Origin of the sequence: Hydrogenophaga sp. RAC07 (assembly GCF_001713375.1) — a bacterium.
GTDB lineage: Bacteria > Pseudomonadota > Gammaproteobacteria > Burkholderiales > Burkholderiaceae_C > Hydrogenophaga.
In genome coordinates this window covers 3661926-3675618 of record NZ_CP016449.1, presented here as the reverse complement: position 1 = coordinate 3675618, position 13693 = coordinate 3661926, and the positions used below count along the sequence as shown (strand labels likewise).

The 13693-nt window shown below is 59.2% G+C and carries 8 protein-coding genes; 4 read left to right on the top strand and 4 right to left on the bottom strand.

Translation table 11 applies throughout. The features are described 5' to 3' along the window. Nucleotides 1–10 precede the first annotated feature (10 nt). A complete protein-coding gene (locus BSY239_RS23095; protein WP_083240214.1) occupies nt 11–298 on the bottom strand; it encodes a hypothetical protein in 288 nt (95 codons plus the stop codon). 48 nt (nt 299–346) lie between these two features. Here BSY239_RS23095 and BSY239_RS17145 point away from each other — a divergent pair, with 48 nt between their 5' ends. Beyond that, the gene (locus BSY239_RS17145) at nt 347–757 is read left to right on the top strand and encodes a helix-turn-helix domain-containing protein (RefSeq protein WP_172823122.1); all 411 of its coding nucleotides are present in this window, start codon (nt 347–349) and stop codon (nt 755–757) included. Nucleotides 758–1662: 905 nt separating this feature from the next. Here the strand turns inward: BSY239_RS17145 and BSY239_RS17140 are convergent. From BSY239_RS17140 to BSY239_RS17130, 3 genes are all read right to left on the bottom strand, one after another. Continuing rightward, nucleotides 1663–2694, bottom strand: coding sequence for a PIN domain-containing protein (locus BSY239_RS17140; RefSeq protein WP_069047859.1), 1032 nt, complete (start codon nt 2692–2694; stop codon nt 1663–1665). Nucleotides 2695–2700: 6 nt separating this feature from the next. After that, nucleotides 2701–3465 (bottom strand): DUF4062 domain-containing protein, encoded by a 765-nt coding sequence (locus tag BSY239_RS17135; RefSeq protein ID WP_069047858.1) that lies wholly within the window; start codon nt 3463–3465, stop codon nt 2701–2703. Nucleotides 3466–3712: 247 nt separating this feature from the next. Beyond that, nucleotides 3713–6982 (bottom strand): DEAD/DEAH box helicase, encoded by a 3270-nt coding sequence (locus BSY239_RS17130; RefSeq protein ID WP_335583407.1) that lies wholly within the window; start codon nt 6980–6982, stop codon nt 3713–3715. A 523-nt stretch (nt 6983–7505) separates the two neighbouring features. Here BSY239_RS17130 and BSY239_RS17125 point away from each other — a divergent pair. From BSY239_RS17125 to BSY239_RS17115, 3 genes are all read left to right on the top strand, one after another. Further along, complete coding sequence (locus BSY239_RS17125) at nt 7506–11657, top strand: PIN domain-containing protein (protein ID WP_069047857.1); 4152 nt, start codon at nt 7506–7508, stop codon at nt 11655–11657. A 292-nt stretch (nt 11658–11949) separates the two neighbouring features. Then, nucleotides 11950–12381, top strand: coding sequence for an HU family DNA-binding protein (locus tag BSY239_RS17120; RefSeq protein ID WP_069047856.1), 432 nt, complete (start codon nt 11950–11952; stop codon nt 12379–12381). Between the two features lie 119 nt (nt 12382–12500). After that, nucleotides 12501–13355, top strand: coding sequence for a restriction endonuclease (locus BSY239_RS17115; RefSeq protein ID WP_069047855.1), 855 nt, complete (start codon nt 12501–12503; stop codon nt 13353–13355). The last annotated feature ends 338 nt before the right edge of the window (nt 13356–13693 follow it).

Genomic DNA, 13693 nt, shown 5'->3' with positions numbered 1-13693 from the left:
GTTTTGCTTTCTACGCCGTGCTTCCCTCCTCGACAGCGTGCACTGCGTCAGTCGTAGAGCCGCTTTTCGCAACGGGTTGAAAAAAGTTGATGTGCTTTGGTGGAGGGCGTAAGCCAAGCGCCACGCTGATGAGGAAGCTCTCGCCTCTGCTTGCGCGGTTGCGCCCACTCAAGACTGAGTACACCAGCGGGAGGGAGAAACCTCGGTCTCGGGCCCATCCTGCCACGCTGATGCCGTCGTCCAGAAATCGCTGCCTTACCTCTTGAAGGTTGTTGAGGGCAGTGCATTGATGCGACATAATTCGACCATTCTTTCACTATGTTGTGAATTGTTCAAGAATTTTTTTATGAAACTGAATGGCGTAGGTTCTCGACTCAGATCCGAGCGCGAAAGGCTTGGCCTCAATCAAGAGCAGCTTGGGGTGGTCGCCGGAACAAACCGGATGACGCCCAGCCGATACGAGCAAGGCTCGCACTTGCCGACGCTGGGCTTCTTGGCAGCTGTCGCTTCAGTGGGGGTTGACGTCGACTATGTGATCAACGGGAAACGCAGCGTGGTGTCGCTCGGTCTGGATGACGCTTCTCTACTCGGTGCTGCGGTGGTTATCGTTGACGACTTGGTAAAAAAGCACCAATTCACTCCCTCAGATGAGGTACGAGGGCGGCTCGTGCTCCAAGTGCTAAAGGATGCGACGCAGCGTGGTCGGCGGGTCAAGCCGCCCTCGTTGGATCAGCTTATCGCTGAGATGGCCGCTTGAAGAGTTCCCCAGAGTCCAGCCCATCAGATGCCGCAAAGCTCGCGGCTATCTTGGTGGACTTGCATTCGTTGCAAGCGAGGGCGTCAGACTCAGAGGACCCGGCTGGTGTGGTCCAGGCGATTCTCAAAATGCAACAACGGGAGCTGGATGCCGAGCGCGATCGAATCCTCAGAACTCAATTTGAATGGTGGCACGTGATGTGCAGCCCGCTTTATGTTTGGCGTTTCCGCAGGCAAAGGCGTTCATCGTTGGCGCTCGACAGCAGGGAAGATTTGCGACGACTGTCTGATCTGATCACCCGTATTCAGTTCGGGTACTTTTTGGACCCCGCGACAGTTGCCCACTTGCATCGCTTTGTGCGCGCCGGTGCATTGACGAGACGTGACGTCTGGCGCCTGACCCACTCAACAGGATGTCGCGTCGCCCGGGAGAGTCTCTCACCCGCGCCAATCAACAAGTTCGCCGCGGGATGTGGCTTGGTGATCGGCATTGGTCTGAGCGTGTGCGCAATCGCATTTGGCTATCAATCCGCAGCGTGGTTTATGTCAGCGTCTGCGAATGGCATTTGCGCGGGTGTTGGTTACGCAGTACTGAGTTATTCACTTGCGCACATCGCGCCCATGGTGGTCTGTTGCACCTGGGGTCGTCGCGACGCTGCGCAGGTTCTGTCGTATCTTCTTTCTAATGATCCACCTTTCACGCCAAGGCATAGGCGTTCGATGCTTGCCAGGCTAACCTGGTAAGCATCGTGGGGGTTCTTGGAAAACTGGTGACAGCTACGGAATGTGAAGTGCTCAAAGATCGTGGGGGATTCTTGCTTGGACAGATCTGAGCGCAAAAAGCCACCCGGACCTGGATGCCCGCGATCATGTAGTTCCTCACGATCGAACTGAGCATGAGTTTTCCTAGGTATCCAGCATGTCCCACTCATCGCCGAGCATCCAGCGGATGGCGGATAGCTTCCCGTTGATCATGCCCCACTCAAAGTCATCCCAGGGGCCGAGGTTCTCCTTGCCGTACTCTCGTTCGATCTTCTGCGCGGATTTGATCGCGCCGGCGAGCACCGTGTCAATGATGTACCGCTGATTGTTCCCACCGCGCCTCTCCCATGTCGGGCGATCGACGACCTTGACCTTGCCGTGCTCGATTTCCCAGCGCAGATTCCAGTGCCGGTTGTACCAAACCTGATGGAACAGAAGGTCCTCAGCCTTAAGCAGCTCGTGCAGTCCGCGAGGTTCCATTTCCCATGACTGCTCCCACACGAGTTCACTCAGCATGGACGGATCAATTCGACGAAGCACTTCCGCAAGGTTGATGAAGTACAAGGACTTCACCCGGCTAAACGCCGAGGCGATGTCGGGATGCGGAAGCCGTGCGTTTTGCGCTCCGAAGTCATTCTTGTTGTGAGTCACGAAAGCTAGTCGCTCCCCGGCTGGCGCCGACCGCGCGAGGTCCGCGTACATCTCGAACAGGATCGCGTCGGCCATGCTGTTCTTGTTCTCGTGATGACAGGGCGCCTTTCGGTGCAGTGCTCGGTCTGCCGCTCGGAGCATGGCAGCGTCCGAGGGTTGCAGATGCTGAGCGCCGCTCAGAAGCTTCTCGATCCTCTCTAGTAGGCCTTCTACCTGACCGCCGAATATGGGGGCCTTGTGGTTCGCATCGTCGAGACGCTTGAGAAGGGCCTTCTTGGTCCGGCCGTCACTGGGAAGCCGCGCTAGCGCTTCTCGGACCTGTTGGAAGTGCCCCTTGAGGCTCCGCGAGGCGGCCTGTGCAACTCTGGCTCTGTTCCGCTTGAACTCATCAAGCACGAGCTGAGGGACGACAAGCCGCAGCATGTTCTTGCGGACCATGTTCTCCAACACGAGCACTAGTGGTGTGAGCTTCTTGTCCTGGGCAAGATCGAGCCAGACACAGGTATCGAGTAAGACGTTGAACATGATCTGCTAATTCGAAGGGTCCTTCTTGAATAGTTCGGTGAAGATCTTCTCGATGGCCATGAGCCCGTCGACAGCCTCATCCATGCCCATTGGTGTTCCACGTGTCAGCACGAACGTCGCCGCCATGTTGTCACCGGCCAGGACGAAGCCAAGTGCTTCGCGCAGCACCGCGTCAGGGACATGCTGCTTGTACACACCAATCACCTTGCCTTTTAAGAACTCGAACCTCGGTTGGGTGAGGTGGTGCACCCTGGTCGCGTTTGCTGCTAGTTGAGGCAGCACTTGAGCTAGCGGCTTCGTTGCCATTGCTCCGAGCAAGCGAACGACTTCCTGCGTGACCTTCGCAACCAGATCATCCGGCGACGAGAACGTGTTCACGACGTGCGCGTTCTTGAGTGTGGCCTTGAACGCGATGAGCTTCTCAGCGCCGGCACCCATTTCGACGTGCTTCGGGAGTACAGGGTGGCTCTCTTCGTCGATTAGATACATTAAGGTGGGCAGGCGGACCGTCTGCGCCTCCTCGTATTCGAGCTGTGTCATCGACTTGCCTGTGGCGGGATCGGTGTAGCCGTATCGCATCCCGATGATTCCGACAAACACGTCTGAGGCACGTACGATTCGCAAGCACTCTTCCTTGGGCGTGTTGGGCAGGGCGCCAAAGAACTCCATTGCCTTGGAGTTCACCTCCAGCTTCGTGATCGCATTGCACACGAGCTTCCGGTGCTGCTCAAGGTCCACAAACGTAGAACTGACGAAGATCGAGGAAGTCATTGTGAAATCGTACAAGCAGCAGGCGCTGAAGAACTGAAACCGCTCAAGCCTTACGGTCTGAGAACCTTCTCGCTGAGTTTATTCACAACAAGCTTCACGTCCTTTAACTTGACCCGAAGATCAGTGAACACGGTGTGTCCATCGTTCATCTCCAGACGCATTGCGCCACCTTCGAACTCACAGTCTCAGATAGATTGCAGACGGTCCAACTTGCCCGCGACCTTGCGGGGCAGTGGACGCGGCCGGTCTATCCGCAGTACACCTTGAGAGGGGTCTGGTAGGTTTCCGACAGGAAACGGTCTGTCACGCCAAGCAGGGCGAGTTGATGATCAGCCGCTCCTGTCTTGGAGAGGCCTGGTTGGACGATGTAAACCTTTAACGTGACAGCACAGATGCGGCTGAGATCACGGATCTGGGCCAAGCGGTCTTTGGAACCAACCTCAAAGCGTGTTGGCCGGCCGCCCTCCACACGGGCCGCGTCTCGCTTGAGAAGATGTGCAAAAAGGTCCGTGCGACGCTCCTTGTTGTGAAGCCACATGACGCTGCGCTGAGCTTGCCCGCAGACAACGTACATGTCGTCAATGCGCGCCCCGGGCGTTGCACCGCCTGAGTACTTGCAGTGGTACAGGTCTACAGTGATGATCCGGGGTTGCGTCTCGCTGTCCAGACTGATGCACACGATGTCCGCGGCTTCGCCCGCGCCGTCGTCATCGAACACGATTTCGTGCCTGTTCTCCGCCTTGATGTGTTGGATCGTTCGGTACTGGACAGAGTCCGTCCGGCGCTCCTCTCTCTGCGACTCCTTGGTGATATCGATACCTGTCCAGTCGAGCACCTCCAGACGGTCTCTCGAGTACAGCTGCGCCGCAGTGCGCAGCTCGACGTGTGTGTTGCCCTCCAGCTTTGATCCATCGGCGAACCATATCGTCGGCGGATGGTCGGTAAGGTACACGCAGAGGTCGTGGTCGTCACCGCGATGAATCGTTGCGGTGGCGGGACCTTCATAGACGAACTCAAAATCCGGAGCGTTGCCACGGGCGATAAAGTTGAGCCGGACCTGAACCTCCCTGGACTCACTGAATATGCGCAGGACGATCGGGCCGCTCGAGCTGAAGTCGCGAACCTCGATGCTTACGTTGGTCAGATGCTCCTGGGCCGTGGGGACGAAGGAAATCTTGGTCGCCGATTCCACTAGGTCGAGTAGTTCTACGGGCCAATCTACACCGACTGGGATCGTAGCGGGCCGCGCATCCACCAGTCGCGGTATCAACGTGCCCCTTAGGATCTCCTCGGGATCAATGCTCTCATCGATGAGCTTGGCACCGACGTGCTTGCACCATGTGGCAAACTCGTTCACCTTGAGCCGCAAGGTTGCCCAGATCCGCCCCTTCTTTCCCGCGCCAATCGAGGCAGGACCGCCATTCTCGAAGCCGAATCCGGCGAGAACGGCCTTCGTGGTCGTTCCCAGGGTCGCATCGGTCAAGCGTGCACCGACGTCAGGCCCCATGCGCCCTGTGTACCGAACCTGGCGACCGAACTGCTCGTCGAGGCCCACGTTCATCAGCATCAATCTATTGATGCCCGCCAACGCCCTGAAGACGGCGGGCGATTGGATCAGCTCGACGTCGGCCCCGCACAAGGCACGCGCAAACGGTGCATAGTGGCCCGTGTTTGTGGATCCATGTATGAACAGCAGCGACTGGTCCTTGTCCCAGACGGCGATGCAAAGTTCCCAGACCAATCCTTCGACTGCGGGTACGGCAGTCCAGGCGACGCCTTGCCGTTTGGCCGCGATGATGATGAGCGTGCCTTCCCTCTCGTTGAGAACGGGGTAGATTTCTTCCCCTTCGGCCAGACCGGGAAACGCCTTGCTGTACTCGGCAGGGTTCCATTGGGCACAGTGCGTCCGGTAGACCACCATGCTGGCGGCTGGTCTGATTTCGTTTACCGGGATCTCGTCCAGTTGATTGGCGAACCCGCTCATGAAGCGCTGCGCTTCCAGTTCCTGCCCGATTGCGCTTTCGCTGAGGTTGGGGAGCAGGAGGTTCCAGTCGGGATCCTGGGTGTAGAGGGTCCGAAGTTCTTCGCGCAGGTTGACATCTGCGACATTGGCAATGAACACTGGATCGCCCAAGTCGTCCCTTGAGCGGGTAAAGCGGCCGGCAAGTTGCAGCGTTACCGCCAGACTCTTGCGTAGGTCGTGGAAAGCCGCAATCTTCAACTCCGGCATGTCAAAGCCTTCGCCAAGCATGTCCACGCAGACGACGATGCGCGACTGGCGCTGGTCGAGCTGACTGCGTGCCGCCTGGGCGTCGGCCTTCTTCATGCCGCTGTGAAGCATCACTGGATTGAACTGGCCGAGTGCCTGGTAGATTGCGAGCACCTGTGCAGCCCGGATCTGCGTGGATACGCGCGCCATGGCAACGTGCAGACCGGTGGCATCGGCGTTGAGCTCTTCTATGACTTTGGCGGCGATGTCGCGATCGGCTCTGGCGTCGTTGAAGGAATACACCGAGCTGAATCTGATGGGCCGGAAATAGCCCTCGCGCTGCGCCTGCCTCATGGGATAGACGTAAACGATCTCGCCGTCCAGGGGCACTCCATCTTCCCGGAAAGGTGTGGCGGTGAACTGCAAGACATGCCGCATTTGGGCCTTGAAAACAGACTTGAACGCGTGCCAGGTCGGCGCCGCAGCGTGATGGGCCTCGTCGATGAAGAGGTGCGTGCAGAGTTCGGCCATCCTGACTTGCACCTCGTGGCTGCACTTCCCCGCAAGTGCGCTAGTTGTCACGATGACGTTGCACCGCCTGAACAGTTCATCCACCTCCTCAACGGCTGTGGGTCGCTTCTCAAGCGTGCCGACAACTGGCCTCAGCACGCTCGCTGTGAGCAGCACCGAGCGGGGGTCTTTCAGAATACCCAGCGAGAAAAACTTCAACGCGATCTGAGTCCTCAGCGCATCCGTGGGCACGATCACCATGACCCGCGTGCACATGCCCGAGATCATTGCGGCCAGCATCGTCTCGGTTTTTCCCGTTCCGGTTGGCATAACGACGGTCGCAACGTCGCACTTGGTAGACCAATGGGCGTGAATTGCGTGGAGAGCTCCCAGCTGAGGGCGGCGCAAGCCGACTTGTCCTTCGCGCAGCTGGTCCTCGCCAATAAAGTTGAACGCAGCGAACCAACTTTCCCTAGCCTGCTCGGCCGTAGGGCCAGTACCGAGTCCCGGGTGGGCGAGCCACTTGCATTTGCTCAGATCAACCTCGACCGCGCCATCAGCGATATCGCCCAGGAGAACAGGTCCATCCTTCGGCATCTGACCTTCCAGCGGTGCCTTCGCGAAAACATACAAGACACGGCCGTCAGTGACGCTCAGCTTCCATCCAGTTCGCGAGGGCACCGTGAACTTTGTTAACGTGCCTTCGACAGCAACAGAGGGATGAGAGAGCTGACCAATAAAACCCGACAAAGTCTTGGCATCGACGCCTTTGACGGACGGCACGGTTAGTCGGATCACAGGTTCTCCCAATGGATCAGATGAAAGGCTTTCTAATTGTGACTAATCGTAAACTAGGTTATGACCTGCTAGACAGGTGCGCGACGCGCTATTGGTGGGGGCGTAGCGCCCGGTCCGTGATGCATTGGCGACGGCATCTGGCCGAGCGAGCGGTTTGGGTAGCACCGCAGGCTACCAAGCATTCAAAAACTCGAATGACAGGTTCCGGACCTGACGTTCGTCCGGCTTCGAAAATTGAACGACTGCAGCCAGTCTGCAGCGGTCGTCTAATGGCCAGAGGTCGACTGTGCAGCGAATGCTGCCGTCCGCCACATACACCCCAAAAACATGACTCAGCCAGTAGCGGACGCAGGCGAAAGACCGCATCAGGCAAGTCTGCCAAACCGTCACACACTCGAGGAATGTCCCCGGTGGAAGCCTTCAACAACTCAAGGGGTCCGGGCGACTTGCCTACGTATGATTCCCACTAGCCGTTGGCTGACAGGGCCTGGATGGATCCGTTTTCACACCCGTTGGGAGGAAGATGCACAACGTGCAGTTCGAGATTTCGAAACCCACCGACGATGGGGCCTTCGAAGACATGTGCGCCCGAATCTACGGGACCGTCTTCAATGACCCATTGCCGCAGACGAACGGGCGTCGGGGCCAGAAGCAGGGCGGCATCGATGTGTTCATCGATGCGCCAGAAGGCCGGCTTGGCGTTCAGTGCAAGAGGTACGCAGACGGTGCTCTGAAGCTCAAGCACGTAGAGCATGAGGTCTCCGAAGCCGACAAGGCGAACACCCCAATCGTCCGCCTCATCGTCGCTACCACTGCCGCGAGTGATGCGGTGCTCCTGCGGGTAGTGCAGGACCTGTCCGATGCCAGGGTGGCTAAGGGGCAGTATCCGGTAAAGATTGAGTTCTGGCAGGACCTCTGCCGGCACATTCGCGGCAGCTCGAAGCTCCAGAACGACTACGCTCCAAACGCACCTGGTGCTGTCTTTCACCGCTTGGATGAACAGAACGCAGGGATTGAGGCGAACCTGCTCATCATCAACTCCAAGTTGGAAGTTTTGACGGGTCTGCCCAGCGGCCGCACCGACTCTGTCAACAAGTTCCTTACTTCGCAACTTGACGCCATCAACGACGTACTTCGAGCCGCAAGGTTCAAGGATGCCATTGAAGACTTGCAGCGTATCGGCGCCGACATGTCGCTTTTCGATGCTCACCAGCAGGCACGCTGGTACGTGCAGCGGGGCGTCTGCACGTGGCATCTAGAGAGCGGCGCTGCTGCCGCTCCTGACTTCCTTCGCGCCTCCGAGCTGTATCCCGACGACGAGAAAATCGCAGCGGCGAAAGTCAGAGGCCTACTCTTCACTGACAAGGTCGACGAGGCACTGGCCGCAGGGGATGAGGCACTCGCAAGGTATCCCGCATCAATCCACGTCTGGATTGCCCATGCCAATGCCAGGATGGTCAAGGGACACACCCTGGCGCTCGCTGATGCACCGGCCGCGATGCGCGACGATTGCGATGTGCTGCAGCTCCTTGCGTGGGCGCGGAAGAAGGCAGGAGACCTAGCTGGCGCCGTCGAGCTGAGCGCCAAGGCATTGGCCAAGCCGAACGCTGCGTTCTTTGTCAGGAACACGGCGCTGGTGCTGGCACTCGAGGCAGCTGCCTGCGACCCCGTAAAGGTCGCACATGGTTTGGTGGGCGAAGCAGCAATCGCCGCGCTCAGGCAGGCAGTCGAGGCGCTCACCCCGCGAAAAGACCGCGTTTGGGCGGTGCAATCGCCGGGCTCAGTCGAAGACACGATGGTGCACCTTGGCTACAGCTACCTTGTGCTGGGTGCGCCTGATGAGACTCTGGCCCTTGTCGAGGAAGCCCGACACGCCGGCGTTCTGACCCCTAGTCTGAAACGCGTCGCACTAGAAGCCTATCGTCGACTGGACCGCTCAGACGAGTTGGTCCAACTTGGTCGGGAGTGGCTGGACGACCTCGAGGAAGAGGCGTTGATTCTCGTCGCGGAGTATGCCTCTGGTGTGGGCGACGTTCAGCTGGTCGAGGCCGTGCAGGCGTTGGTGACGCAAAAGGGCTACCAGCAGGCAGAGGTGCCGCACCTGCTGCGCGCTATGCGGTGGGTCGCTCTTTGGCGCTCGGGCATCGGCAAGCAGCAAGCGCTGACGGAGGTCAAGGCAGCGGATGTTGCGAACTCAGACAGCCTCGCCGTCATATCTGGCGGCGCCCGGATACTGCATGCGGGTAAAGACGAAGTCGCAACCGATGCGGCGATTGAGAAGGCCTGCACCCTGGTGTCAAAGGACACTGCTCCGGCAGAGCGACTGTTGCTAGCGGACCTGCTCTTTGCCACGGACAAGCTGGAGTTTGCCGCCCGTCAGTACGAGCTACTCGCCCCACGCGGCAAGCACTCCGAGCTCCACAACCGGCTGCTTCGCTGCTATGTGCGCACGGGCGCACTGCGCAAGGCGAAGGAACTAGTCTTGTCGTTTCCAGTCACCTGGACAAGCGACGAGCGAGCATTGAGTCTCGCGATTGACCTAGGACAGCAGGCATCGGACTGGGAGTTTCTGGTTCCCCTTGCTGAGCTGCATTGCGAGCGGCGGCCGCAGGAGGCCGGCGGCTGGCTGCTGCGTCTCGCGCTCGACCTCAAGATGCGCATGATGGCCCGATTCCACCATGCGCTTGAGTCGGTTCCGGCCGACTTGGCAGGGCCACCAAGACTTCTTGCGCAGGTTGCGTCACTTGAACTCCGTTTCGGCCGCAAAGAGACCGGCATGCTGCGGCTGTTTGGCATGTTTCGTCGCAGCCTAGACGATGTAGATGCAGCCTCAGCCTACTTCATCGCCATCGTTGCCGGACCTCAAGAGCTTCCGTTCATGGAAGAGGAACTGCCGGAAGTTCAGCCTGGGGCAGCCGTGACGCTCAAGAACGAATTTGGCGAGACGGTGACTCTTTCGCTGGACCCGGAGGGTTTGCCGGACCTCCCAGCCCGCGAAGGCATGGTCGCTCCGTCCGGTGACGTAGCCCGCAGCCTACTGGGCGTGGCCGTGGGCCAGCAAGTCTCTCTGGCCGGTCCCTTCGGAACCGAACAGCGCTTCGTTGTCGAAGGGGTGACAAGTACCTTCCGGCGGCTGCTTCGCATCGCGCAGGAACGGGTCAACTCGCCGGTTGCTTCGGACCTGCCGGTGATGTCCGTGCCTGTCCCGAAGACAGACAAAGGCGTCGACTTCAGCCACGTGCACGCCATGCTGAAGCGGCAGTCCGAGCACTCACGGCGAGCGCTTCAAGGCTACGCGGACAGCCCCATCACGCTGGGAATTCTGGGCAAGCTGCTAGGGCGAAGCGTGGTCGACATGGTCTCTGGGTGGCCGGCTGACGCACCTCCCTTGTTCGTGTGTGCTGGCACTAAGGAGCAACGGGAGGCTGCTGTCGAACTGCTCCAACGGCATGACGCCGAGTATGTTGTTGACGCTGCGACCGTTGCCGAGCTGGCGTCACTTGCCTGCCTTGCCGCCCTGGCGGCGCTACCTCGCGTCTACATCTCTACGAAGGCCGTCGAGGCTCTCGAAGCTCGACTCGAAGAAGCGAAGCTCGAGCGCTCCGGCGGGCAGATGTTTGATGACAACGGCACGATGCGGTTTGTCGAGTACACAAACCAGGACAGGGAGCGGCAGACCGCATTCATTCAAAGTATGGTTGACGCAGTCCGACAGCACTGTGTGATGGCTCCTGCTTATGGCCCGGAAGAGCTTCCCGCAGACCTGGAGCGAGCGCAGGACGTTCTCGAAGACGAGGAACTCGCTGCATTGCTACTGACTGCCGAGAAGAACGCGATCCTGTTCACCGTTGACGGGCGACTCGCCCAGTTCGGCCTTGCATCGGCGAAGCTCAAGTCGGTGTGGCCGCAGGAGGTGCTCCGATACGCCGTAGAACGAGGGAAGCTGACGCATCAGCAATACACCTACGCTGTCGTTCGGATGTTTCTTCGGAATCGCAGCTTCGTCTCACTAGGCTCGTACGACTTGGTGTTCATGTGCTTGCAAGGAGGCTACGCGCTAACCGAGGGAATTCAGCGGTTCAAGGACTACCTGGCTGCCAGTTCCACTGAGCTTGTGTCGGCAGTTTCTGTTGCGTTCGAGTTCCTCGAACTGCAAGCGCGGCACCCCACTCAATTCAAGGCGTTTGCGGAGCTCATGGGTCACATCGTCGAAGCGAGCCTTCGCCATCCGCACTGCAATCAGGAGGAACTCTTGAAGGTCGCGCTTGATTTTGCGAGCGATATGGCACTCAAGAGCAATGGTTCCTTCATACCGTACTCTCGTGTCGAGGGCTACAGGCAGGCACGCATGCGTGTCTACGCAAAGGTCCTCGGTGAGGCAGTTGAGGCCGCCGTACGGCTCGCCAGTTCGCCGCCGCGTCGACGAGCAATCAAACTGCGTGCGTTGATGTGCATGCAGCCTCCGCATCTCACGTTCGATGGGGAAGCGAGGGATCCGGTGGAGCCACCTATCCAGCACGTGGAAGCAGCGCGAGGAGAAGACCTTCAAACCGGAGGTGGTTCGACCACGTTGGGCAGCAGTCAGGCAGTGATGTTGCCCCTCGCCGACGAAGCGGATGAACGCGCTGAGGATGCGACAACTAAACTGGAGCCGCCACGAAGCGCAGCGGCCTGACGGTCCGCTTCGAGACTGCGAGAGCTGGCAGTTGGATGTCGCTTCAGTGACGAAAGTTGCCGCTCAGGCCCACCTAGTCGAAAGAGTGCATCCAGTCTGAAGCTGCTTCCTCGCGTGCGAACTTCCGCCTGGGAACTGGGAACTGGGAACTGGGCGCTGGTCGTGCAGGGCGAAGTTAAGAGATCGCCAGAGATCACACTCCGCAGCTCTCGAACTTCGTATGAGCGCGCATGGTTTCTACAATCGCGCGGCGCACTTTGCGCATGTTCAACAATCGAAAGTAGATAAATCTATGGCAACTGCAAAGAAGACCATCGCTGCGAAGAAGGCAGCACCCGCCGCGAAAAAGACAGTCGCGGCACCCAAGTCCGCTGTGGCCAAGAAGCCGGCTGCAAGCGCAGCGACGCTGAAGCCGATCAAGACGGCGTTCAACAAGACCAAGCTCCAGGCTCATCTGGCAGAGGTCGCCGGTGTCGAGCCGAAGGCCGCCAAAGCGGTGCTGGCTGCGCTGGAAGCCACGATCGTGGCTTCCATGAACAAGAAGGGCCTGGGTGAGTTCACGCTGCCTGGTCTGCTCAAGATCACCGCACAGTCCATCCCCGCTAAGAAGAAGCGCCGCGGCATCGACCCCTTCACCAAGGTTGAGCGCGAGTTCGCAGCCAAACCCGCCACCGTGCGCGTGAAGGTTCGCCCCCTGAAGAAGATCAAGGACGCCTCCCTGTAAGGTCTCCCGGGCGCTGGGCGGCTAGCTGAGCGCCCAGATCAGCAGCTCTGTTAGTTACTTCACTCCGGTAGCGTTTGTCCCCCGCCGTAGTGGCCACAATCAATCTTGAGGGAGCCCAAGTGAGTAGACGAAAGAGCACATCTGTCCAGGAAATCATTCAACTTCTTGCTCGCATCCCTTGGTGGGTCTCTGTGTTGGGCGCCGTAATCTCGTATCTGGTACTGCACTCGATTGCGTCGGCGCCCATGCCCAAGACTGTGGCACCTGGCCAAGTTTCCAGTTTGATGTTGGGCTCAATCTTTCGTGGCCTGGCGCTGGTAGGACAGTATTTCGTGCCGCTCGTTTTCGTGCTGGGAGCCCTGTCGGGAATCGTTGGGCGCCGCGAGGCTTCAAGTCTGGTGCAGAGGGTTGCCAAGTCGCCTGGTGCGACCTCACTCAATGCCATGTCTTGGTCCCAGTTTGAGCGCCTGGTGGGTGAGACCTTGCGTCGCATGGGCTACCAGATAGTGGAAAACGGCGGCGGTGGAGCCGATGGAGGCATCGACCTCCATGCAACCAGAAACGGTGCCCGCTACATCGTGCAGTGCAAACAGTGGCGCACTTACCGGGTCGGGGTGTCTGTGGTCAGAGAGCATTTCGGCGTGATGACGGCCGAACGGGCTGCTGGCGGTTTCGTGGTCACCTCGGGCCGGTTCACCCAAGAAGCCTTGGACTTCGCCGTGGGCAAACCGATCCAGCTAATCGATGGCGAGCAGCTGAGCAAGGCCGTTATCGCGGTGAGTTATAGCGAGGAGCCACAGGGCCGCGGAGACTTCACCACGTCACCGGTGTCCTCCACCAAAAATTCGGCTCCATCCTGTCCAGTCTGTCAGAAGGAAATGGTCGTCCGACAGGCCAAACAAGGGAGCAATGCAGGTAAGTCGTTTTGGGGATGCCGCCAGTTTCCCAGCTGCCGGGGCGTTCGAGCAATCTGAGCTCGGCCTATAAGCTGGAGCACGATAGAGGCCAGCATGCACTTCGGTCGACCGCTTGAGACTGAATGCGGTCGCTCGCCTTCCCAGCCTGAGCGTCCGCCAACAGTCTTGAGCTGACATATTGGAATGGGTTGGGTCATGCAGATCGAGTGCTACGACCACGAAAAAGCGGGCCGAAGTACGCGCGCCGGCTTACAGACTTCGTGAGCACTCGCATGGTGCCGCCAAACTACGCCACCGCTTCACTGCAAGGGATCAACGTGGCGCGATCTCCGGGATGTGCACCGAGCAGTTGGCGAAGTACGGCGTCGGCTTCGGTAGCCGCTAGCATCGTCTCC

Coding starts and splice junctions, on each gene's coding strand:
- BSY239_RS23095 (WP_083240214.1), bottom strand. CDS start 298: ATGTCGCATCAATGCACTGCCCTCAACAACCTTCAAGAGGTAAGGCAG.
- BSY239_RS17145 (WP_172823122.1), top strand. CDS start 347: ATGAAACTGAATGGCGTAGGTTCTCGACTCAGATCCGAGCGCGAAAGG.
- BSY239_RS17140 (WP_069047859.1), bottom strand. CDS start 2,694: ATGTTCAACGTCTTACTCGATACCTGTGTCTGGCTCGATCTTGCCCAG.
- BSY239_RS17135 (WP_069047858.1), bottom strand. CDS start 3,465: ATGACTTCCTCGATCTTCGTCAGTTCTACGTTTGTGGACCTTGAGCAG.
- BSY239_RS17125 (WP_069047857.1), top strand. CDS start 7,506: ATGCACAACGTGCAGTTCGAGATTTCGAAACCCACCGACGATGGGGCC.
- BSY239_RS17120 (WP_069047856.1), top strand. CDS start 11,950: ATGGCAACTGCAAAGAAGACCATCGCTGCGAAGAAGGCAGCACCCGCC.